23 protein-coding genes and 2 pseudogenes are annotated in these 22,503 nt (G+C 65.4%); 15 read left to right on the top strand and 10 right to left on the bottom strand.

Features of this window, described 5'->3' with window-relative positions:
• A partial coding sequence (locus ABZW74_RS19985; protein WP_355278744.1) for a hypothetical protein occupies nt 1-340 on the top strand: 340 nt, incomplete at its 5' end.
• Between the two features lie 242 nt (nt 341-582).
• Here the strand turns inward: ABZW74_RS19985 and ABZW74_RS19980 are convergent.
• On the bottom strand, nt 583-804 hold the full coding sequence (locus ABZW74_RS19980) for a hypothetical protein (RefSeq protein ID WP_355278741.1): 222 nt from the start codon (nt 802-804) through the stop codon (nt 583-585).
• A gap of 75 nt (nt 805-879) precedes the next feature.
• Here ABZW74_RS19980 and ABZW74_RS19975 point away from each other — a divergent pair, with 75 nt between their 5' ends.
• The 13 genes and pseudogenes from ABZW74_RS19975 to ABZW74_RS19915 all read left to right on the top strand — a co-directional run bounded on the left by ABZW74_RS19975 (nt 880) and on the right by ABZW74_RS19915 (nt 14,739).
• A complete protein-coding gene (locus ABZW74_RS19975; RefSeq protein ID WP_355278739.1) occupies nt 880-2,325 on the top strand; it encodes an AAA family ATPase in 1,446 nt (481 codons plus the stop codon).
• 18 nt (nt 2,326-2,343) lie between these two features.
• Nucleotides 2,344-3,528, top strand: a complete 1,185-nt coding sequence (locus tag ABZW74_RS19970; protein WP_355278736.1) for a MinD/ParA family protein — start codon at nt 2,344-2,346, stop codon at nt 3,526-3,528.
• A 210-nt stretch (nt 3,529-3,738) separates the two neighbouring features.
• Nucleotides 3,739-4,941 (top strand): acyl-CoA dehydrogenase family protein, encoded by a 1,203-nt coding sequence (locus ABZW74_RS19965; RefSeq protein ID WP_355278733.1) that lies wholly within the window; start codon nt 3,739-3,741, stop codon nt 4,939-4,941.
• Between the two features lie 262 nt (nt 4,942-5,203).
• Nucleotides 5,204-6,565: a sugar ABC transporter substrate-binding protein gene (locus ABZW74_RS19960; RefSeq protein ID WP_355278730.1), complete on the top strand. Its 1,362-nt coding sequence runs from the start codon at nt 5,204-5,206 to the stop codon at nt 6,563-6,565.
• A pseudogene (locus ABZW74_RS19955) lies at nt 6,562-7,554 on the top strand (ATP-binding cassette domain-containing protein); the annotation flags it as partial. The gene ABZW74_RS19960 and the pseudogene ABZW74_RS19955, both read left to right, overlap by 4 nt.
• Nucleotides 7,473-7,823, top strand: a pseudogene (locus ABZW74_RS19950) (hypothetical protein); the annotation flags it as partial. The pseudogenes ABZW74_RS19955 and ABZW74_RS19950, both read left to right, overlap by 82 nt.
• 39 nt (nt 7,824-7,862) lie before the next feature.
• Nucleotides 7,863-8,156 carry a hypothetical protein gene (locus ABZW74_RS19945; RefSeq protein ID WP_355278728.1) on the top strand — a complete coding sequence of 98 codons (294 nt, stop codon included), beginning with the start codon at nt 7,863-7,865 and terminating at the stop codon, nt 8,154-8,156.
• Nucleotides 8,157-8,159: 3 nt separating this feature from the next.
• On the top strand, nt 8,160-9,182 hold the full coding sequence (locus ABZW74_RS19940; protein WP_355278725.1) for an ABC transporter permease: 1,023 nt from the start codon (nt 8,160-8,162) through the stop codon (nt 9,180-9,182).
• A gap of 20 nt (nt 9,183-9,202) precedes the next feature.
• Complete coding sequence (locus ABZW74_RS19935) at nt 9,203-10,576, top strand: LLM class flavin-dependent oxidoreductase (RefSeq protein ID WP_240860191.1); 1,374 nt, start codon at nt 9,203-9,205, stop codon at nt 10,574-10,576.
• Nucleotides 10,577-10,704: 128 nt separating this feature from the next.
• Nucleotides 10,705-11,763 carry an iron chelate uptake ABC transporter family permease subunit gene (locus ABZW74_RS19930; protein ID WP_355278722.1) on the top strand — a complete coding sequence of 353 codons (1,059 nt, stop codon included), beginning with the start codon at nt 10,705-10,707 and terminating at the stop codon, nt 11,761-11,763.
• Complete coding sequence (locus ABZW74_RS19925) at nt 11,760-12,869, top strand: iron chelate uptake ABC transporter family permease subunit (RefSeq protein WP_355278719.1); 1,110 nt, start codon at nt 11,760-11,762, stop codon at nt 12,867-12,869. Before ABZW74_RS19930 ends, ABZW74_RS19925 begins: the two co-directional genes overlap by 4 nt.
• Nucleotides 12,866-13,747 (top strand): ABC transporter ATP-binding protein, encoded by an 882-nt coding sequence (locus tag ABZW74_RS19920; RefSeq protein WP_355278716.1) that lies wholly within the window; start codon nt 12,866-12,868, stop codon nt 13,745-13,747. The genes ABZW74_RS19925 and ABZW74_RS19920 overlap by 4 nt, the downstream gene beginning before the upstream one ends.
• Nucleotides 13,744-14,739 carry an ABC transporter substrate-binding protein gene (locus ABZW74_RS19915; RefSeq protein ID WP_355278714.1) on the top strand — a complete coding sequence of 332 codons (996 nt, stop codon included), beginning with the start codon at nt 13,744-13,746 and terminating at the stop codon, nt 14,737-14,739. The genes ABZW74_RS19920 and ABZW74_RS19915 overlap by 4 nt, the downstream gene beginning before the upstream one ends.
• Nucleotides 14,740-14,770: 31 nt before the next feature.
• Here the strand turns inward: ABZW74_RS19915 and ABZW74_RS19910 are convergent, their stop codons facing one another.
• A complete protein-coding gene (locus ABZW74_RS19910) occupies nt 14,771-15,409 on the bottom strand; it encodes a DedA family protein (RefSeq protein WP_355278712.1) in 639 nt (212 codons plus the stop codon).
• A 233-nt stretch (nt 15,410-15,642) separates the two neighbouring features.
• Here ABZW74_RS19910 and ABZW74_RS19905 point away from each other — a divergent pair, with 233 nt between their 5' ends.
• Nucleotides 15,643-16,695 carry an alpha/beta hydrolase gene (locus ABZW74_RS19905; RefSeq protein ID WP_240860195.1) on the top strand — a complete coding sequence of 351 codons (1,053 nt, stop codon included), beginning with the start codon at nt 15,643-15,645 and terminating at the stop codon, nt 16,693-16,695.
• A 182-nt stretch (nt 16,696-16,877) separates the two neighbouring features.
• Here the strand turns inward: ABZW74_RS19905 and truA are convergent, their stop codons facing one another.
• The 8 genes from truA to infA all read right to left on the bottom strand — a co-directional run bounded on the left by truA (nt 16,878) and on the right by infA (nt 21,685).
• Nucleotides 16,878-17,723: a tRNA pseudouridine(38-40) synthase TruA gene (gene truA / locus ABZW74_RS19900; protein WP_240860249.1), complete on the bottom strand. Its 846-nt coding sequence runs from the start codon at nt 17,721-17,723 to the stop codon at nt 16,878-16,880.
• 85 nt (nt 17,724-17,808) lie between these two features.
• Nucleotides 17,809-18,465: a 50S ribosomal protein L17 gene (gene rplQ / locus ABZW74_RS19895; protein WP_355278708.1), complete on the bottom strand. Its 657-nt coding sequence runs from the start codon at nt 18,463-18,465 to the stop codon at nt 17,809-17,811.
• Nucleotides 18,466-18,525: 60 nt separating this feature from the next.
• A complete protein-coding gene (locus ABZW74_RS19890; RefSeq protein ID WP_240860199.1) occupies nt 18,526-19,578 on the bottom strand; it encodes a DNA-directed RNA polymerase subunit alpha in 1,053 nt (350 codons plus the stop codon).
• 93 nt (nt 19,579-19,671) lie between these two features.
• Nucleotides 19,672-20,277: a 30S ribosomal protein S4 gene (gene rpsD, locus ABZW74_RS19885; RefSeq protein ID WP_240860201.1), complete on the bottom strand. Its 606-nt coding sequence runs from the start codon at nt 20,275-20,277 to the stop codon at nt 19,672-19,674.
• Nucleotides 20,278-20,299: 22 nt separating this feature from the next.
• Nucleotides 20,300-20,707 (bottom strand): 30S ribosomal protein S11, encoded by a 408-nt coding sequence (gene rpsK / locus ABZW74_RS19880; RefSeq protein ID WP_124710627.1) that lies wholly within the window; start codon nt 20,705-20,707, stop codon nt 20,300-20,302.
• Nucleotides 20,707-21,075, bottom strand: a complete 369-nt coding sequence (gene rpsM, locus ABZW74_RS19875) for a 30S ribosomal protein S13 (RefSeq protein ID WP_006338093.1) — start codon at nt 21,073-21,075, stop codon at nt 20,707-20,709. Before rpsM ends, rpsK begins: the two co-directional genes overlap by 1 nt.
• Before the next feature lie 197 nt (nt 21,076-21,272).
• On the bottom strand, nt 21,273-21,386 hold the full coding sequence (gene rpmJ / locus ABZW74_RS19870) for a 50S ribosomal protein L36 (protein ID WP_005207978.1): 114 nt from the start codon (nt 21,384-21,386) through the stop codon (nt 21,273-21,275).
• 77 nt (nt 21,387-21,463) lie between these two features.
• The gene (infA, locus tag ABZW74_RS19865) at nt 21,464-21,685 is read right to left on the bottom strand and encodes a translation initiation factor IF-1 (protein ID WP_005170487.1); all 222 of its coding nucleotides are present in this window, start codon (nt 21,683-21,685) and stop codon (nt 21,464-21,466) included.
• Nucleotides 21,686-22,503 lie beyond the last annotated feature (818 nt).

The following is a 22,503-nucleotide window of genomic DNA, read 5'->3' as shown; positions in this document are numbered from 1 at the left end:
GGCCGCGTTCCTGGTGGTCATCTGGCTGCTGCGGAGCCGCAACTTCACCCACACCCGCCACGTCGGGCCCATGATCCTCGCGGCCGCGGCGGCGACCGCGTTCCTCGCCGTCGGTGTTGCGGGGTGGTCGGGGCTGGCCGTCGGGCCCGCCGCAGCCCTCGGAGCGGGCGCTGCGGCTCTGGTGGCGCTGTGCTTCGGCGCCGGCGCCCTGCCGGCGTTGCCCGAGGTCAGCGGCGCACGAGTGCGTCGCATCCTCGACGCGCTGGACCTCCCGCTGGCGATCGCCTTCATCCCGGTCGTGTTCTTCGCGCAGGGCGTCTACAACCTCGTCTGGCCGTGACTCACCTCCCTCCCGATGGCTGAGGTGCGAGCCTGCGAGCCTCGAAGAGAGCGCAAGCCGCCGGGCTGAGGAGCCCCACCCCTCCGATGGCTGAGGTGAGAGGAGCGCAAGCGACGAGCCTCGAAGCCCCTGGTGAGACAACAATGTCATCTCGCCACGCCCTTCGAGGCTCGCTTCGCTCGCACCTCAGGGAGCGGTAAGGCTCGCTTCGCTCACATCTCAGGGAGCGGGAAAGGTTCGTGTCAGCGGGACCGCGTACGCGCTTGAATGAGGTCGATCATGTAGCCGGTGACCACGATCCCGACAACGATGACGGCCGCCAGGATCAGCGAGATGACCAGCAGTTTGATCGGGATCGAGCGGCCGCGGGGTTGCCCCGTTCCATGGATCAGGGCCGTCGAGGCGAGCTCCGAGCGGAGCTTGTGCGCCTGCAGCACAGTCCGGGCGTCGTTACGATCGGTCACGAGGGGCACCCTACTATCAGGGGCTGAGGATACGGTCGCCTACGTTCGCACCGTGTAGGGGAGAGTGATCAGCACATGACGCACACCGAGGGTTCGCCGGGCTCGCAGCCCCCACCGTGGCTGCGTGTGGATGCCGATGACGACGAGCCGAAGGCCACTGCCGCCGAGGCGCCGGCCGAGCACTACCGGGCTGCCGACGCTGCAGCGTCGGTTCCGTTGACCCCGATCTCAGCCGCGGTGCTCCCGTCGGCAACACCGAGCCGCGGCTGGATGCCCGCCGAGCCGGTGGACGATGCCCCGGCAGCGGATTCACCCGAATCCCCGGCCCGCGAGGTCTCCCCCAGCCCCGAAACTCCCGCGCCCGAGCCCACCGAGGCTAAGGCGCCGGACACCGATCGATTCGCCGCATTCGTGCCGGCACCGCCGAGTCATCCGACCGCCCCACCCCACCAGGTTCCGACTTATCCACCTGCTCCGCCGATGCCGGCACCTCCACCATGGCAAGGTGCACCCGCGCATCAGGTTCCGCCCGGCTACCCGCATCCGGCCGGACCGCAGAACCTCGCCCCACCTCCCGGGCTCGACCCCCACCGTCTGGTGCGACACTCCGCGCCGGCCCCGAGTCGGGGGTGGCGCCAAGCGCTGCACGCCGCGTCGGGTGGACTCATCAATCTCGGCGACTCGAAGTCGCAGCAGCAACTGAACGAGATGGTTGCCCGTGTGCGACAACCGATTCAGGGTGATTTCCGCCTGGCGGTCCTGTCTCTCAAGGGCGGCGTGGGCAAGACCACGACCACCATCGGGCTCGGTTCAGCCTTCGCGTCGTTGCGCGGCGACCGGGTGATCGCGGTGGACGCCAATCCCGACCTCGGAACATTGGCCAGCCGTGTTCCGCAGCAAACCGCGTCGACGGTGCGCTCGGTACTGCACGACCCCAACATCCACCGCTACACCGACATCCGACGGCATACCAGCCAAGCGTCGAGTCGGCTCGAAGTCCTTGCCTCCGAGCGTGATCCGGCGGTGTCGGAGGCGTTTAGCGCCGAGGAGTACCGCAAGGTGCTCGGGGTGCTGGAGAACTTCTACAACATCATCATGACCGACTGCGGCACCGGCCTCATGCACTCGGCCATGCAAGGTGTGCTCAGCACCGCCAATGCCATCGTCCTGGTGACCTCGCCCGCGGTCGATGGCGCCCAAAGCGCCTCGGCGACACTGGATTGGCTCAACGCTCACGGTTACCAGCGACTGGTGAGTCAGGCGATCGTGGTGATCTCGGCGTCCAAGCCCGGCGGGGCGCCGATCGATCTCGATCTGCTGGCCGACCATTTCCGCGGCCGCACCCGGGCGGTGCAGATCATTCCCTACGACGATCATCTGGCCACCGGCTCCTACGTCGAGCTCGACCAGTTGCATCGACGCACCCGTACCGCATTCCTCGAACTCGCTGCGACGGTGGCCGATTCCTTCTCGGTCAACATGGCTCCACCGCCGACGGCGCAACAGCCGTGGGTCGGCTGACAACCACACAGGATGACAATGCACGACGATCAACCCGATCAGCCATGGCCGAGTTGGATTCCCGAGGCCGACGACACCGCTGACCACCCGTCGCATGTCGACGTCCGGCCCGGTCCGCAACCACAGGCCGTACCGCCGCCGAACGCTGTGGTGCACCCGGGACCTCCGGCAATCCCTCACGGGTATGGGCCTCCCCAGGGGTACCCGCCGCCAGGCTACGGGCCTCCCTCGGGATACGCACCACCTCCGCAGGCCGCGGGTCCACCACACGCCCAGCAGGCCCCCGCCTCGCTGGACGACGTGCGCATCCTGCGCCGTGCGCAGCGACCGCCGAGTCGGGGTTGGCGCCGCGCCGTCCACACTCTGTCGGCGGGTGCCATCAATCCCGGTCAGTCTCAAGGTGATATCGAGTACCAGCAGCTCCTCGCGCGCGTGCGCCGTCCCGTCCGCGGCGACTATCGCATCGCCGTGTTGTCGCTCAAGGGCGGGGTCGGCAAGACCACCACCACCGTCGGACTCGGATCGACGTTCGCGTCACTGCGCGGTGACCGGGTCATCGCCGTCGACGCCAACCCCGACCTGGGCACCCTCGCACAACGCGTCCCACAACAGACCTCGTCGACGGTGCGCGATCTCCTCGCCGACGACAACGTCTACCGCTACTCCGACGTCCGCGCGCACACATCACAGGCCCCGAGTCGGCTGGAAGTTCTTGCTTCGGAACGTGACCCGGCCATGGCCGAGGCGTTCAACCAGGACGAGTACCGCGGTGTCATCACCATTCTGCAGCGGTTCTACAACATCATCCTCACCGATTGCGGCACCGGTCTGAGCCATTCGGCCATGAGCGGGGTTCTCGAACTGGCCAATGCCCTCATCCTCGTCAGCTCCCCCGCTCTCGACGGCGCGCGCAGCGCGGGTGCGACGCTCGACTGGCTCGAGGCCCATGGCCACGGGCACCTCGTCTCACGTACTGTTGTTGTGCTCAGCTCCTCACGCCCAGGCGCGTCGACCATCGACACCAACCAGCTCGCCCAGCACTTTCTGACCAGATGCCGTGCAGTACATCAGATTCCGTTCGACGACCACCTTGCCGAAGGAGCCGACGTCGACCTGGAACTGATGGGCAAGCAATCCCGACGCGCGTTCGTCGAGCTCGCGGCCACGATGGCCGACGAATTCTCCGGCGGGTTCACTCCCTAACCTGGCCGCCGTTCGGGCACTCTGTGTCGAATCGGAGAACCCGGTGCTGCAGCACACAGGTTCTCCGACTGCACACAGAGTGTCGGCGGAGAGTCCTTTTGCGCGGCGTGCACCGATTCCTTCCGCACCCGATCCTGGGACCGTAGTTTCCTCGCAGACCAGTGCCGCTGAATTGTCGCGCGCACCGAACAGCTACAGAGGAGACCACAGATGACCCAGGTTCAGGCGTCGCAACTCGACATCGCCGCGTTCCCAGAAGTACTCGACCGCGTTGCCGAGGGCGCAATCGCTCGTGAACTCGACAATGTCAACCCTTTCGATCAAGTCCGCGACATCGCTGCGGCCGGCTATGGCAAGCTCCGGCTGCCCGTCGAGCGCGGCGGTGCAGGCTACTCCCTCCGTGAACTGTTCTCCGCCATCATCGATCTCGCGGCCGCCGACCCCACCGTCGCCCACATCTACCGCACCCACTTCTGGCTCACCGAGGAGTTCCTGGCCTCGCAGTCGGAGAACGCAGGACGCTTCCTCGACCTGATCGCCGACGGCAAGGTGTTCGGCAATGCCACCAGCGAGCGTGGCAGCAAGGCGGCCGGCGACTTCCAGTTCACCACCACGCTGGCTCCGGTCGACGGCACCGAACGCTTTGTCCTCAACGGCGAGAAGTTCTACACCACCGGGACGCTATTCTCCGACTACGTGAGCGTGTGGACGGTCAAGGGCACCACTCTCACCTCCGTCGTCATCCCTACCGATCGCGACGGTGTCGAGATCCTCGACGATTGGGACGGCTTCGGACAGCGTCGAACCGGCTCGGGTACAACACGATTCACGAACGTCGCCGTGTACCCCGAGGACATCCTCCGCGAAGTGCCGCTCGACGAGACCCAAGCGCCGTCCACCCAGGGAGCATTCGTCCAGTTGTACCTGCATGCGGTGATCGCGGGCATCCTGCGGACCGTCGTCGCTGACGCCAAAGCACTCGTCGAAGGACGCACACGCAACTTTGCACACGCCACCTCGCCGATCCCGGTGGAAGACCCGTCGCTGCAACAGGTGGTCGGAGAACTCGCCGCGCTGGCCTTCGTCACCGAGAGCACCGTACTGATCGCGGCCGAATCCCTCGATGCGGCAGCTGATTCCGCCGTCGATGGCGTTCAGGATCCGAAGTTGGCACAAGCTGCGGCGCTGGCGGCGTCGAAGGCGAAGGTGGTGCTCGACGAGATCGGCACGCGCGCAGCGACTCTGCTGTTCGAAGCGGGCGGGGCGTCGGCGTCGAGCCGCAGCAAGGACCTCGACCGGCATTGGCGGAACATCCGGACCATCACGCTGCACAACCCCGCTCGACTGAAGGCGCAGGCCGTGGGCGCGCATGTGCTCCTCGGGCAGGATCTGCCGGCGAACGGGTACTTCTGAGTTCGATTCCAGTGGTGGACGCGGGCTCGCCGCCTACACCCGCTCCCTGAGGTGCTCGAGGCGCTAGCCGAGAGCCTCGAAGGGCACGGTGAGTGACGTCGCCAGGCCTTCGAGGCTCGTCGCTTGCGCTCCTCACACCTCAGGCAGCGGATGGGGGCTTGGTGACGTGACGTCACCAAGCATTCGAGGCTCGTCGCTTGCGCTCCTCACACCTCAGGCAGCGGATTCAAGTCACTTCACATGACAAGGCAGACAACACGATATGTCCAATGATATCGACGAACGCGATCCTGACAACCGGCGTGCCATCGACTCGGTGCTCGAGCGACTCGACACCTATGGCCTTGGGCGACGGCAGTTCATCAAACTTCTGGCGGGCAGCACCGCGGCACTCGCGGCGGGTGGGGCGCTCGCGGCGGTCGGGCGCAGCGAAAGCCATTCAGGTGCAGTCGCGTACACCGACGGCCAGTTCGCACTGTTGAACTGGTCGTCGACCGGCGACTACCAGGTGCAGTGGGCCAACGCCTACAAGTCGGCGGCCAAGCAACTCGGCTACAAGCCGGTGGTGCTCGACGGCAAGAGCGACGCGGCGGTGCAGTCCAACCAGTTCAATCAGCTTCTCACGCAGAAGACCACGGCAATCTTCGTCGGGCTCAACGACGCCGGGGCGTTGCCGACACTGGCGCAGGACGCCAACCGCAGCGGGGTACTGTTCCAGGCCGCCTGGAATGCGCCGTCGTGGTACACGCCTTGGGAGAGCGACCAATACGGCCCCAACTACAACTCGTTTCTGATCCCCGACGAGTACGACTCGGTCGGCAAGGCGGTCGACGTGCTCGCCAAGCGGATCGGCGAAGAGGGCACCGTGGTGCGGGTCGGCGGCTTCTACCCGTCCATCGACGGACTCGAGGCACAGCGTCGCCTCGCCGTGCACCACACCCTCGCGAAGTACCCGAAGATCCGGTTCGCCGGTGAGCTGCACGCCAAGTACGACGCGGACCTGTCCCAGCGGGCCACCACCTCGCTGCTGACCCGCTACCCCGACACCGTCGGCATCGTGGCAGTCAACGACGATGCAGCGACCGGTGTGGTCGCGGGAATCGAAGCAGCCGGCAAGGTACCCGGCAAGGATGTGTTCGTGGTGGGCGCCAACGGGTCCACCGCAGGTATCGAACGCGTCCTCAACGGCCGTCAGCTCGTCACCACCGGCAATGTGCCCGCGTATCCGTCGTTCGTGACGATCGCGCAGTTCCACGATCGGCTGCGCGGCTGGCGGCCCGAACCGGCAGAGCGCATGTACGGATGGCACGCCGAGATCATCACCCGCGACAACGTGGAGAAGTTCAAGGCACGCTACGTCGACCAGCCGATCGGCCAGTCCTTCGACGTGAAACTGTTGTCGCGCACCGAACATCCCAACGACTTCGACCTGCAGTTCGACGCCTACCCGATCGAGAACCTCGACAAAGTGTGGCCCGGCATCGACAAACCCGAGGGCTTCACCTATCCCGAGCCCTACCTGCGGGCCCAGCGCAACGGCGACTACGACCGCATCCGTGCGCTGTACCGCGACCACTACCGCTATCCGGTCCTCGGACCGTCACCCTACGGAAGGACGGCATGAGCACCACCACACCACGACTCGAGGTGCGCGGCATCGTCAAGTCCTTCGGTGCCAACCGCGCGCTCAAGGGTGTCAACCTGACCGTCGGCGACGGTGAGGTCGTCGGACTGATCGGCGAGAACGGCGCCGGGAAGAGCACCATCCTCAACATCGTGTCCGGTGTCCTGCCCTATGACTCGGGCAGCATCCGTCTCGACGGTGAAGAGATCGCTCCCAAGACCTACCAGGAAGCCAACCGGCTCGGCATCTTCCGAGTCTTCCAGGACGCCAACCTGATCGACAAGCTCACCGTCTACGAGAACACCTTCTTCGGCTGGGAGAAGCTCTTCCGTAGCCGTGGACTCCTGAATCGCAAGGCACTGATCCGGGCGACCGACGACGCTCTCACCGCCGCCGACATCGACGGGCTCGACGCACGCACACCCACCGGGCAACTGTCACCCGGCCAGAAGCAGAGCCTCGACATCGCGCGCGTGATCGCGCTGGCACGCAAGCTCGAGATCGAGCGTCCGGTGGTCCTTTTCGACGAGCCGACGACCGCGCTCGACCACGAGCACGAGGACAATTTCCTCCGTCTGCTCGAGCAACTGCGCGGCGAGGCCGCCGTGGTATTCGTCTCGCATCGGCTCCCCGAGATCCTCGACACCACCGATCGCATCACCGTGTTCAAGGACGGACAGTCGATTGCCGACCGTCCCACCGCGGGCGCCGACGAAACCGAACTACACCGACTCATGGTGGGCCGGGTGCGGACGGAGAACTACTATCGCGAGGGCGCACAAAAGGTCATCGACGTCGGCAAGCCACCGCGGCTCGTGGTCGACGGTGTGGCAGGTGCGGACGTCCTGCGCGAGGCCACCTTCGAGGTTCGGCCGGGCGAGATCTTCGGTCTGGCAGGCACCGAGGGATCGGGGAAGCGGGTGCTCGGCGAAATCATCGCGGGCGCCGTTCCCCGGGCGTCGGGCACCGTGACCGTCGATGGCGTGACGATCGACGGCGGCGTCGCACAGCACGTCGCAGCCGGCATCGCCTACGTGCCGCCGGATCGCGCCACAAGGGACTCATCACCGGCGCATCCATCGTCGACAACCTCCAACTCGCTTCTCTGCACGATACTTTCGCGACCCGGCGGGTCGGGCTGTGGGCCGTCGGCCGGGCACGCAAGGTCGCCCACGAGTACGTCGACACACTCGGCATCGTCACCGAGAGCATCGACGCATCGGTGTCGTCGCTGTCCGGGGGCAACGCCCAGAAAGTGTTGCTGGCCAAATGGTTACTGCGACGGCCCGATGTGCTCGTGCTCGACGCCCCCACCCAGGGCGTCGACACCGGCGCCCGCGAAGGCATCTACGACCTCCTCCGCGCGGCCGCGTCCGACGGCACCGCGATCGTCCTCGTCTCCGACGACCTCCCCGAACTGATCGGCCTGTCGCATCGGATCGGCGTCGTCACCAACGGCCGGCTCGTCACCGTCGTCGACGCACCCGCCGACGCCAAACCGGCCGAGCATGACCTTGTCGCCCTGATGATCCCCGGCACGCCGACCTCCCCCGAACTCACCACCCACAACCTCACGACCGCGAACGGATGACACGTGACCACCGAAGCCCAGCGCACCTCGTCGCTGCCCCAACTGACCGTCCCATCTCGCGACGACCTCGTCGCACTCCTACGTAGGCCGAATGTCGCCCGTGACGTGTTGCCGTTGGTCGCCCTCATCGCGTTGATCGCCTACTTCTCGCTGCGGGAGGAGGCCTTCTGGAGCCCGGCCAACTTCGCGCTGATCAGCGGTCAGGCCGGCATCCTGCTCCTCGCATCACTCGGCGCCACCCTGGTGGTGATCGCCGGCAGCATCGATCTCTCGGTGGGTTCCATCGCGTTGCTCACCGGCACCGTCATCGCCTACCTGATCCGGGAGGGTGTCAGCAATCCCGCTCTCGCCATTGCCATCTCGGTCGGTGTCGGCGCCGTGATCGGTCTGCTGAACGGAGTGGTGTTCGCGTTCGGCCGGGTGCCGTCGTTCATCGCGACGCTGGGCACCCTCTCGCTGTTCGCCGGCATCGCACTGACCATCCTCGAAGGCTCCACGATCAACTTCACCGACACCGCTATCCGCAATCTCGCTGTCGGACAATTGATCCCGAATCTGCAGAACGCCGCCCTGATCGCACTCGTGGTGCTGGGCATCGTGTGGTTCATCTCGCGCCGCACCCGGGTCGGTCTCTACACCTACGCCGTCGGCGGCAACGAACGCGTCGTCGAACTCGCCGGCGTGTCCACCCGACGGGTCAAGGTGTTCGTGCTGGTGATCTCCGGGATCACCGCCGGACTCGCCGGGCTCCTGTTGACCGCGCAGCTCGGTGCGGCGGGTCCGACTCTCGGTTCGACGATCCTCCTGGACTCGGTGGCCGCCATCGTCATCGGCGGCACCGCGCTGTCGGGCGGTGTCGGGAGCGTCGGACGCACCGTCCTCGGCGTACTCATCCTGACCGTACTGTCCAACGGCCTCAACCAGATCGGCGCCGCCGACTACACCCAGACCATCATCAAGGGTCTCGTCATCGTTGTCGCGGCCGTGTTCACCATGGCCTCGCAGCGCAAACTCATCGTCAAGTAACACCACGTCAGGAGACAACCATGACCAAGCCACTGCGCTTCTCCGCGTTCGTGATGAACACGACTTCCCACATTCTGCAGGGCCTTTGGCGCACCCCCGACGCCCAGCAGACCGACTTCAACTCCCTCGAGCACTGGGTCGGGCTGGCCAAGGAACTCGAGCGCGGCAAGTTCGACTTCATCTTCTTCGCCGACGTCGTCGGACTGTACGGCGACTACGACGGCGGCTATCGCAAGTACGTCGAGGCCGGCCTGCAGATCCCCAGCAACGACCCGTCGGTGATCGCGTCGGCCATCGCCTACAACACCACCGATCTCGGCATCGCCATCACGAGTTCTGTCCTACAAGAACATCCGTTCAACTTCGCGCGCAAGATCTCCACGCTCGATCACGCGTCGAACGGCCGGATCGCCTGGAACATCGTCACGAACGGACTGTCGAACGCGTCGCGCAACTTCGGGTACGACGACCTCGAAGAGCACGACGAACGCTACGTGTGGGCCAACGAATACGCCGACGTGGTCTACAAACTTTGGGAGGGGTCGTGGGACGACGACGCCCTTCTGCAGGACAAACAGCGGGGACTGCACGGAGATCCGGACAAGGTGCACAAGATCTTTCACGAGGGCAAGCGCTACCGCGTGGAGGGACCACACCTCGTCGCGCCGTCCCCGCAACGGACACCGGTCCTCTTCCAGGCCGGATCATCCACCGCCGGTCGCGAATTCGCAGCACGCAATGCCGAGGCGCAGTTCATCATCTCCCCGAGCCCCGAGGCCGCCAAGATCCTGGTCGACGACACGCGCGGCCGGTTGCCATCGTATGGCCGTGATCCGCACGACCTCACGTTCTTCCAGGGCCTGCATTTCGTCATCGGCAGCACCGAGGAGGAGGCGCGCCGCAAGGAGGCCGAGCTCGAGGAGAACATCGACCTCGACGCGATGATCGCCCACCTGTCCGGCGCCATCGGCATCGACTTCGGCAGCCACCCGCTCGACACACCGCTCGGCGCCATCGAGACCGAGGGCATCCGCAGCGTCATCGACTGGGTGCGGGAATCCGTCGACGGACGTGAGGCGACGATCGAAGATCTCGGCAGGCTGCAGGGCCGCAATTCACGCGTCGTCGGCACACCCGAACAGATCGCCGACGAACTGCAACGGTGGCGCGATGCCGGAGTCGACGGCATCAACGTCGTCAACGCGACCATTCCCGGCAGCTACACCGACTTCATCGACCATGTGACTCCCGTGCTGCAGCAGCGTGGTCTGGCGCAGACCGAATACGCGCCGGGGACCACACGCGCGAAACTGTTCGGTGGCGACCGACTCAACGACCGGCATCCCGCAGCCCAGTACCGAGGAGCGTTCACGCAGGTCCCGAGCACCGTGTAGGCGTCGCAGCGTGCTCTGATCCCGTTGGTGCCGCGTACTGATGTGACGAAAGTGACGCACTGACAGGTGTGCCTAACCTGCACTGGCGAGGGCACCTGACCATGCGAGCGAGCAGTGCGGAGGCGCCTTTGACCGTCGGCACGGCGGAGTCCGCCACACCCTCTGAGTCCGCGGATCCCACGCCGCCGTGGTGGAAGACCATGTCGCGCTTCGGCATTCTGCTGATTCTCGTTGCACTGCTGGCGGTTCTGGTGCTCGTCGGGTTCTTCGTGGGGTCGGGCGATTACACCATCGCCGACGCCTGGAACGCGCTGTGGAACACCGGCGACCCGACGACCCTCGAGGTCATTCGCAACAACCGGGTACCTCGGACTATCCTCGCGGCACTCGTCGGCGCAGCGCTCGGTGCGGCCGGCGCGATCATGCAGGGCCTGACCCGCAATCCGCTCGCCGATCCAGGCATCCTGGGCGTCAACTCCGGCGCGTACTTCGCCATGATCGTCGGCACGGTCGCCTTCGGCATCTACTCCACCAGCGGATACGTCGTATGCGCGATGATCGGCGCCTTTCTGGCCGCAACGCTCGTCTACTTCGTCGGGTCGCGCGGCGTCAGCGGCGCGAGCCCGGAGAAACTGGTGCTCACCGGTGTCGCGGCCGGGTCGATCTTCAGCGGCATCGGCTTCGGACTCACCATGATCAACCCGAAGTCCTTCGACGCGGTCCGCTCCTGGCAGGTCGGCACACTCGACGGACGCAACTGGTCTCAGGTCGACATCGTATGGATCCCGATCTGCGTTGGCGTGCTGGCCGCCATGTTCCTGATCCCCTACCTGAACGGGCTGGCCCTCGGCGACGACCGGGCGCTCGCGCTCGGCATCCCGGTCGGACGGGTCCGGCTGGCCGGATTCGTCATCGTCACTGTCCTGTGCGGCGCGGCCACCGCCGCGGTCGGGCCGATCACCTTCGTCGGGCTGATGGTGCCGCAGGCCGTGCGCATCCTGTTTGGCCCGGACAACAAGTGGCTGCTGCCGGTGAGTGTGGTCGTCGGACCCATCGTGATGGTCGGCTCGGATCTGCTGGCGCGCGTGCTCACTCCGAGCGAACTGCCTGTCGGGATGGTGACCGCATTCATCGGTGCGCCCGTACTCATCGCACTGGTCCGGCGCAAGCGGGTGTCGGAACTATGACCCTCACCCGCGAACCCGAACACAGCGCCGCCGAATCGAACGAACCGGACACCGCACGCTGGCCACGCCGGATCAGGTTCGTACGGTTCGGCGGCATCAGCCTCAAGGTGGATCTGGCCGCGCTGGCGATCTCGGTGGTCGTCGTCGTGCTGGCGCTCGCGGTCGGCGTGTGGTCGCTGGGTGTGAGCACGACGTCGAGCCCACGCGTCGGGTTCGTCGAAACACTGCAGGTCCTCGCCGGTCAGGTGTCGGGACGCTCGGCGGATCTCGTGGCGGCGGCGCTACCCGCCGTCGTCGTGGCGCTGCTCGGTGGTGCGGCACTCGCGTTGTCGGGCGCCATCTTTCAGACCATCACCCGAAATCCGCTGGGCAGCCCCGACATCATCGGCTTCACCACCGGCGCCAACACCGGCGCATTGATTGCCATGCTGCAACTGCATCTCGGTGTCAGCGCCGCCACCATCGGCGCGATGATCGGCGCGCTGGCAACCGCGTTCGCCGTGTGGTTCCTCGGCATGCGCGGCGGGACAAGCGGATACCGGTTCGTGGTGGTCGGCATCGGCATCAACGCCATGCTCGTCGCGTTCAACGGCTACCTGATCTCGGTGGCGAACGTGCAGAACGCCGCCTCGGCGGCAGCGTGGGGCATGGGCAATCTGCGCGACCTGACGATGAAAGACACCATCCCGCTGATCGTTTCGCTGATCATCCTGGTGCCGCTGCTGACGGTGGTCGCACCGCGGATGCGGATGTTCGAACTCGGCTCAGACTCGGCACGCAGCAAAGGTGTCGACATCGACCGCACGCAGATCTACCTGCTGCTTCTCGGCGTCGGATTCGCCGCGGTCATCACCGCGGTCGCCGGTCCGATCGCCTTCGTCGCGCTGGTCGCACCGCAACTCGCCGCCCGACTCTCCCCCAGTCCCGGTATCCCACTGGTGGCCTCGGCTGCGGTCGGTGCCGCCCTGCTGGTCAGCTGCGACGCCATCGCCCGCACCATCCTGGCGCCGGATGTGCAGTTGCCGGTCGGCGTCGTCACCACGTCGGTCGGTGGCATCTATCTGCTCGGACTGCTCTTCGTCCAGTCACGGAAGGCGACGCCATGACCGATGCCCTCACCGGGAGACTGACCGGTACCGGACTCGAGGTCGGCTACGACGAGGCCACCATCCTGTCGGACCTGGACGTCGTGATCCCCGACGGTTCGTTCACCGTCATCGTCGGGCCCAATGCGTGCGGGAAGTCGACGCTGCTGCGCACGTTGTCGCGACTGCTGGCACCGAACGCGGGCGAGGTGGTGCTCGACGGACGCAACGTCGTCGCCTACAAGGGAAAGGAATTCGCCCGCGAGGTCGGACTGCTCCCCCAGCAATCGATTGCGCCCGACGGCATCTCGATCATCGACCTGGTTTCCCGCGGACGCTTCCCCTACCAGAAGATGTTCCGGCAGTGGACCGACGACGACCAGGCGGCAGTCGATTTCGCGTTGCAGGTCACGCGGCTCACCGATCTATCGCAGCGAACCGTGCAGGCACTGTCGGGCGGTCAGCGTCAGCGCGTGTGGATCGCGATGGCGCTCGCCCAGCAAACCCCTATCCTGCTGCTCGACGAACCCACCACCTACCTCGACCTCGCCCATCAGATCGAGGTCCTGGAACTCTGCACGACGATGAACCGCAGTGGCACAACGCTTGTCGCTGTTCTCCACGATCTCAACCAGGCCGCACGGTACGCCAGCCACATCATCGCCATGCGCAGCGGCGAGATCGTCGCCCAGGGACCACCCGCGGACGTCCTCACTGCGGACATGGTGCATGAAACCTTCGGCGTGCGGTCGCGGATCATCAACGACCCGGAAACCGATACGCCGCTGGTGATTCCGCTGGGCACCGGGGCGGTGTCCTTCGACGCGGTGCCCGGCGACACCGCATCGCTTCGCGAGCGCACTCCGAAACCCACGCCATCGACAAAGGAGTCACGATGAGAAGATCGACGTTGATCACCCGACTGCTCGGCATCGGGATGATGCTCGGCCTGGTGATCGCGCTGGGCGGGTGCATTCAGACCGACACCACCGAGAATCAGGTGTACTCCGACCCGTCGTCGACTCCCGACCTCGGACTACCGGACTCGCCACGAGTGGTCGCACTGGGATGGTCGGACGGCGAGATCGCGCTGGGGCTGGGCGTCAAGCCGATCGCCATCTACGACTGGATGTCCTTCGGCGCGGACACCAAGGGCGTCGGATCGTGGGCATCGGCCCAATTCGGTACGGACACTCCGACTCTCATTCCCGCAGCCAGCGCCGGCGACTTCAACTATCAGCAGATCAAGGAGCTGAATCCCGACCTGATCCTCAACGTCCGCGCCAAGGCCGACTCCAAGGTCACCGACAGCCTCAAAGAAATCGCTCCGGTGGTCACCGCACCCGAGGGCGCACCCGACTACGCAGTGAACTGGAAGGTGCAGACGACGCTGATCGCCAACGCCCTCGGCAAGCGCGACGAAGGTCAGGCGCAGATCACCAAGACCACCGACCTGCAGAACCAGATCAAGACGGCCAACCCCGCCTTCGCCGGCAAGACATTCAACTGGGGAGCCAAGTTCGGCAGCGCCTACGGCGCCTACCTGCCGGGCGACGCCCGCTTCGACACCTTCGCCGAACTCGGCTACGTCCAGTATCCACCGGTCAAAGACCTTCAGGCGCAAGGCTTCTTCGCGGCCGTCCCGGTAGAGAAGGTGTCGGCGCTCGACTCCCAGGTGGCGGTGTTCACCACCATCAGCCTGCCGTTCTCCGCACTGCAGAACGATCCGCTGATCAACTCGCTACCGGTGACCCGCGACGGCCGCGCCATCGAACTCCCCGAAGACGATCCCATCGTCCAGGCGATGGGAGCCGGCACCCCCGGGTCGCTGTATTTCGCGCTGCAGCAGATCACGCCGAAGCTCGCGGCGGCGACAGCGAAGGTGACCTGACCGCGACGGCCCCACGTCGGTCGGGCGCACGTCAACCAGCGGTATGCGACCTTTCCGCGTCGACCGTGCGTCGCGACTGATGCCAGCGTCGGGCCAGGTGAATGAACGTCGGGACGACGATCGTCACCACCGAGGCGATGATGAACACCTCGATGTTGTCGCGGATCAACGGAACGTTCCCGAGGAAGTAGCCGAGGAGGATGATCCCAGCCGCCCAGGCGAAGCTGCCCAGCACGCTGAACAGGGTGAACAAGCGGTACGACATCCCGCTGAAGCCGGCCACGAGCGGCGTCAACGTACGGACGATGCCGATGAACCGTCCGAAGAACACCGTCAGCGGACCGAAACGGTCGAAGTAGGCGTGGGTGCGTGCGACGTACTCCGGGCCGATCGTGCGCATCATCCGCCCCTCGAGAACCCTCTTGCCGAAGTAGCGGCCGATGAAGTAGCCGCATTGGTCGCCGATGATCGCGGCGATCGGAACGGCGACGCAGAGCAGCCACAGCGGAGCGAACGGGTCGGGCTGGGCGGCGAACACGCCGGCGGTGAACAGGACCGAGTCGCCGGGAAAGATGAAACCGATCAGCAGACCGGTTTCGACGAAGACGAGGACGCACAATCCGATGAGCCCGGCGGTCGCCAGGAAGGTGTCGATATCGAACGGATTCATCGACCCCAGCCTAGCGTCGAACTGGGCTGGTCTCGGCTCTCACCTGGGCCGACGCGGTCGACAGCGAGAAATTCATCTCGAGTACACGGCAGCGTCGAACTCGGTGTCGCGTTAACTCGATGCAACATGTTGGGCGAATCGTCCCATGGTGGGGTTTACTCGGGGGTAAGGGCGACGCGGTGCGCGCCCGTACAGCCCTGTTCACGACGTCGTGAAGACCGAGGAGATCAACCGTGCCGACCAAGCCCTCGGGTCCGGTGTTGCGTCCCGTCAGTGACACGGACGTGCGCATCGAGTACCACACCATCCACGGATACCGCCGCGCCTACCGCATTGCGGGCAGCGGACCGGCGCTGCTGCTGATCCACGGGATCGGGGACAACTCGTCGACCTGGAACGAGGTAATCCCCATCCTCGCCCAGCACTACACGGTGATCGCGCCGGATCTGCTCGGCCACGGGAAGTCCGACAAGCCGCGCGCCGACTACTCGGTCCCCGCCTTCGCGAACGGTATGCGCGACCTCCTCGTCGTGCTGGGCCACTCGAAGGTCACCGTGGTCGGGCATTCGCTCGGCGGCGGCGTTGCCATGCAGTTCTGCTACCAGTTCCCGCGGTTCGTCGAGCGGCTGGTGCTCGTCGCCGCCGGAGGGGTCACACGCGAGGTCAATCCCGCACTGCGCTTCATCTCACTGCCGGTGGTACATCAGCTGCTGTCGGTGCTGCGGGTACCCGGCGTGATCCCCGGGCTCAAGCTGGCGGCCAAGGGGGTGGTCGAGGCGCCGCTGCCGTCGTTCGTCCCGAATGCGGCTTCCCCCAAACACCTCCTCATCGACCACGAGGACATGATGCGGGTGCTCGGCGACCTGGCCGATCCCAAGTCGTATGCGGCGTTCCTGCGAACGTTGCGCGCGGTCGTCGACTGGCGTGGGCAGTCGGTCACCATGCTGGACCGCTGCTATCTCACCGAACGGCTGCCGGTGCTGATCGTCTGGGGCGACGAGGATTCGGTGATCCCCTACCACCACGGCGAACTCGCGCACGCCGCGATTCCCCACTCGGACTTCGAAACCTTCGTCGGTTCAGGACATTTCCCGTTCCACGACGACCCGGAACGCTTCTGCCGCATCGTCATCGACTTCATGCAGCGCAACGAACCCGTGGTGTTCGACCCGCTCAACTGGCGGCACCTCATGACCGAGGGGCAGCGGCTCGACGAGTTCGTCGGGGACGACGAGACGGTCGAAGAAGTACTCGAGGCCATCGAGGACGAACGCAACGCCACCTGATTCGACGCGTGAGGCAACGGCCCGACGGCGAGCAGGCGGGCCATGGTGTGCCCAGATCCGAAAACCGCCCCTGATTTCCGCGCGGGGGTGTGCCGACGTTGCCATAGTGTCGACGGCGGCTTTGTCTCGGGCGGAAATCTGGGGCAGATTTCAGATGCGGTGGCCACAGCGCCGCATAGAGGTCACGCGCCGCAGCAGCCGCCGGCGCCGGTGTCGGTACGCACATCTCGGGTGATCGCATTGCGGGCGGCGAGTTCGGAATCATCCGGGTAATCGACGCCCACGAGGCACAGACCCCGCGCCTCGGCGACCGGAACCTTGCTGCTGCGTTCGGTTTCCGCGAGCAGTCCGCGGCACCAGTCGACGTCACGCCGACCATCCCCGACACTGGCGACCGCACCCACGAGCGACCGCACCATCGACCAGCAGAACGCGTCGGCGCTCACCTGGCCGACGAGCACCCCGTCGGCCTGCCGTGTCCACGAGAATCGCTGGAGGTCGCGGATCGTCGTCGCACCTTCCCGGCGACGACAGAACGCGGCAAAGTCGTTGAGCCCCAACAATGATGCCGACGCGGCGTTCATCGCGTCGACGTCGAGCGGCCGACGCCAGGCCGCGGTGATACGCGAGACGACCGGCTCGGCACCCCATCGTGCGTCGGTCAGCCGGTACTCGTAGTGCCGACGCAACGCGGAGAATCGGGCGTCGAAATCGGCACTGACGGTGGCGATCTCCTTGACGCGGACGTCGTTTGGCAGCATCTTGGCGAGCCGTCCGACGAGCAGTGACGGGTCGCCGGCGATGCTTCGGGTCTGCAACGCGGAGACGGGAATGTCGGTGTGGCAGACCTGTCCGGTCGCGTGGACACCCGCGTCGGTGCGACCGGCGACCGTGAGACGCACCGGGACGCGCAGCACCGTCGACAACGTGTCCTCGAGCATCGCGCACACCGTCCGCTGATCGGTCTGCCGCGCCCAGCCGGCGAAATCCGTTCCGTCGTAACCGACGTCGAGGCGTAAACGGATCATCTCGCTCCGCTCGGGACGACAGAACCCGCTGCCACCGACATCGGTGACAGCGGGTTCTGTCATGAATGCAGAGTAGCCCTACGGACTACTTCTTGTCGCCGTCCACGTCGACACCCTCGGCCTCGGCCTCGGGAGCGGTGGCAGCACTCGACTCGTCGTCGACGGCCTCGGCAACAGCTTCGGCGTTCTCGACAGCGGCGTCGTCGGCGTCGGCCTCAACGGCCTCCACGACGTTCTCCGGCGCCTCGTCAGACTCGGCAACGGCCTCTTCGGTCGCGTCGAGCTTCTCCTCAGCGGTGACATTCGCCCCGCTCGCTTCGCTCCCGGCGGCGGCCTTCTTCGAAGCAGCGACGCGAGTGGCGCGGCTTGCCTCGCTCGACGCGGTGGACTCACGCACCAGCTCGATCACGGCCATGGGGGCGTTGTCGCCCTTGCGGTTCAGTGTCTTGATGATGCGGGTGTATCCGCCGTTGCGATCGGCGAAGTGCGGGCCGATCTCGTCGAACAGCGTGTGCACGACGTCCTTGTCGCGGATCACCTTGAGCACCTCACGACGGTTGGCCAGCTTGCCGGCCTTGGCGTGGGTGATCAGCTTCTCTGCGTACGGGCGCAGGCGCTTGGCCTTGGCCTCGGTGGTGGTGATACGACCATGCTCGAAGAGCGAGGTGGCGAGATTCGCCAGCATCGCCTTCTGGTGGCTGGCCGACCCGCCGAGACGGGCACCCTTGGTGGGCTTGGGCATTTCTCTTCTCCTAGAAGAAACTCTCGGTCTCTCGACCGGAAGTCAGGGTTTGGGAGAGCCTTACAGCTGCTCGGTCTCTGCAAAATCCTCACCGGAGTCGGCGTCAAACGACGCGTCGTCCGACCACGTGCCGGTGGCGGGGTCGTAACCGGCGACCTGCGACGGGTCGAAGCTGGCCGGGCTGTCCTTGAGCGACAGTCCGAGCGCGTGCAGCTTGACCTTGACCTCGTCGATCGACTTCTGGCCGAAGTTACGGATGTCGAGCAGGTCCGACTCGGTCCGGGCAACCAGCTCGCCGACGGTGTGAACACCCTCGCGCTTGAGGCAGTTGTAGGAACGAACGGTCAGCTCGAGATCCTCGATCGGGAGGCTGAACGACGCGATGTGGTCGGCCTCGGCAGGCGACGGTCCGATCTCGATGCCCTCGGCCTCCACGTTGAGCTCCCGGGCGAGCCCGAAGAGTTCGACGAGGGTCTTGCCCGCGGACGCCAGCGCATCACGTGCGCTGATCGAGTTCTTGGTCTCCACGTCGAGCACGAGCCGATCGAAGTCGGTGCGCTGCTCCACGCGGGTGGCCTCGACCTTGTAGGTCACCTTGAGCACCGGCGAGTAGATCGAGTCGACCGGAATCCGGCCGATCTCGGCACCCGACGCCTTGTTCTGCACGGCCGGCACATAGCCGCGGCCCCGCTCGACGACGAGCTCGATCTCGAGCTTGCCCTTGTCGTTCAGGGTGGCGATGTGCAGATCGGGGTTGTGCACGGTGACACCGGCCGGGGGCACGATGTCGGCGCCGGTGACGGTGCCCGGACCCTGCTTACGCACGTACATGGTGACCGGCTCGTCCTCTTCGGAGCTCACCACGAGGCCCTTGAGGTTCAGGATGATGTCGGTGACGTCTTCCTTGACCCCGGGGACGGTGGTGAACTCGTGGAGCACACCGTCGATGCGGATGCTGGTGATTGCAGCACCCGGAATCGAGCTGAGCAGGGTACGACGCAGCGAGTTGCCGAGGGTGTAGCCGAAGCCGGGTTCGAGCGGTTCGATGACGAACTTGGACCGGTCCTCGGCGATGATCTCCTCGGTCAGAGTGGGTCGCTGTGAGATGAGCATTTCGTGTTCTCTCCTTGTGGCCGACCGCTATTTGACGGCCTAGAAGGTGGACCGAAACAGCTGATGCTGCTCGGCGATTACTGATTCGAAGAACTACTTGGAGTAGAACTCGACGATGAGCTGTTCGGTGAGCGGCACGTCGATCTGAGCGCGCTCGGGCACCTGGTGCACGAGGATGCGCAGCGTCGACGGAACCACCTGCAGCCAGCCCGGAACCACACGATCGCCCTGGATTTCCTTGGCGATCTGGAACGGGACGGTCTGCAGCGACTTCGGACGAACGTCGATGATGTCGTACTGGCTCACGCGGTAGCTGGGCACGTCGACACGAACACCGTTGACGGTGAAGTGGCCGTGGGTGACCATCTGGCGGGCCTGACGACGGGTCCGGGCCAGGCCGGCGCGGTACACTACGTTGTCGAGACGGGTCTCGAGGATCTTCAGCAGCTCGTCGCCGGTCTTGCCGTTACGACGATTGGCCTCTTCGTAGTAGCGACGGAACTGCTTTTCCATCACTCCGTAGGTGAAGCGGGCCTTCTGCTTCTCCTGCAGCTGCTGCAGGTATTCGCTCTCCTTGATCCGCGAACGGCCGTGCTGGCCGGGCGGGTAGGGACGACGCTCGAACGCCTGGTCGCCTCCGATGAGGTCGACGCGAAGACGACGGGACTTCTTTGTTGCGGGGCCGGTATAACGAGCCATTGTTTATCTTCTTCCTTTCCCGCTAGACCCGACGCCGCTTGGGCGGACGGCAACCGTTGTGCGGCTGCGGGGTGACATCGGAAATGGTGCCGACCTCGAGGCCGGCAGCCTGCAGGGAGCGGATGGCGGTCTCACGACCCGAACCCGGTCCCTTGACGAACACGTCGACCTTCTTGACGCCGTGCTCCTGGGCCTTGCGCGCAGCGTTCTCGGCCGCGAGCTGAGCCGCGAACGGGGTGCTCTTGCGCGAGCCCTTGAAACCGACGTGACCCGACGACGCCCAGCTGATGACGTTTCCGTTGGGGTCGCTGATCGACACGATGGTGTTGTTGAACGTCGACTTGATGTGTGCGTTGCCGTGCGGGACGTTCTTTTTATCGCGACGGCGTGCGCCCTTCTTGGGGCCTGCGCTACGTGACTTAGGAGGCATTACTTCTTCTTCCCGGCGATGGTCTTCTTCGGGCCCTTACGAGTGCGGGCATTGGTCTTTGTGCGCTGTCCGCGGACCGGCAGACCACGACGGTGGCGCAGGCCCTGGTAGCAGCCGATCTCGATCTTGCGTCGAATGTCGGCCTGAACCTCGCGGCGCAGGTCACCCTCGACCTTCACCGAGGCTTCGATGTACTCACGCAGCTTTGCGACGTCTGCGTCGGTGAGATCCTTCGCGCGGAGGTCGGGGCTGAGCCCGGTGCCCTCGAGGATCTCCTTGGAGGTGGTACGACCAACTCCATAGATGTAGGTCAGTGCGATCTCCAGCCGCTTTTCGCGGGGGAGATCCACACCAGCAACACGTGCCATGTGGCGTTTCCTGTTCTTCTCAGAGGTCTGCTCCTGGTCCGTCTTTCACTCTGCGGAAAGCTCCGGCCTCTGAACCGGAGGTGGGCGCCGACCCGTTTGTCGGTGCTGGTGCCAGGAGGGCTTCACAAGTCTTTGTTCAGCTCTGGTTTCTCGTATTCAGTTATGTGTTCTCAAGCGACCCGGAGGGTTGCGAGTGATCAGCCCTGACGCTGCTTGTGACGCAGGTTCTCGCAGATCACCATGACCCGACCGTTACGGCGGATCACCTTGCACTTCTCGCAGATCGGCTTGACGCTCGGCTGAACCTTCACGTCCGCTTCTCCTTGAATGTCCGGGCACGACGAAGCCGGGCCCGTGCTGCCCTCACCCGTGTTCGGGAAAGGAAGTCTTACTTGTACCGATAAACGATGCGCCCACGACCCAGGTCGTAGGGCGAGAGTTCCACGACGACCCGGTCCTCGGGCAGGATGCGGATGTAGTGCTGCCGCATCTTGCCACTGATGTGGGCGAGAACCTTGTGTCCGTTCTCCAGCTCAATGCGAAACATTGCATTGGGCAGGGGTTCGATCACTCGACCCTCGACCTCGATGGCCCCGTCTTTCTTCGCCATGTCCTCCGCGATCCTGGCCTGAGTTACCTCTTGGCCGGGTTGAAACCGTGTTTATCCGTTAGGGTGTTGGCACGGTTGCTGACCGCACCATCGGCGCTGGTCCACACCGGAAACCACGTGAACACACGAAGGTATCCGGCACGGGAAGCGCACCGACGATCCATGTTACGCGAACTGCGAGAACAGGCCAAATGCGCACGTTCGCGCCGCCGTCGGATCGGGATCATTTCATCGAATGCGACGGGCAAGCGTCCGCTGCGTCGACTGGCCTAGTGTTGCGCCATGATCAACGACGTGGTCGCCCCGGTGCTGCCATATCTTGGTGTGGCCGCGTTTGTCCTCGTCGGCGTCTTAGGGGAAGAACTTCTTCCCCGGGGTTCGTAGTCGTCCGCGAGAAATTTCTGGGGGGAAGACACCAAGGCCAGGGGAAGAAGTTTCTTCCCCTGTTTTTGGGCGCAAGTGCCTGGCATCGCGTTCGGTGGAACGCAACTACCGACAATCGATGACTGAGATCGGGTCCATCAGCGTCCGCTTCCGGGACATACCCGGACGACCACCGTCAGGGGCCCGATCCTGGCCACCGGCCCCGACCTCCACCCTGCCGCCACGATCGCCGTCGCCGTCGGCGCGTGGGTCGCTGATTCGAAGAGTTCGGTGATTCGCGCTCTGACCTGCGCATAAGCGTCCACCACCCCGCCGCTCCGTGAGGTGCCCGAGGCGCCAGCCGAGGGATGCCTCGAAGGGCAGGCGAACGGGCCACGTCAGCGAGGCGCCGGACCACTGAAAGTAGGGGAAGGTTCTTCCCCTACTTTCTGCCC

Origin of the sequence: Gordonia sp. NPDC003585 (assembly GCF_040610755.1) — a bacterium.
Taxonomy (GTDB): Bacteria; Actinomycetota; Actinomycetes; order Mycobacteriales; family Mycobacteriaceae; genus Gordonia.
This window is presented reverse-complemented; position numbering and strand designations above follow the sequence as displayed.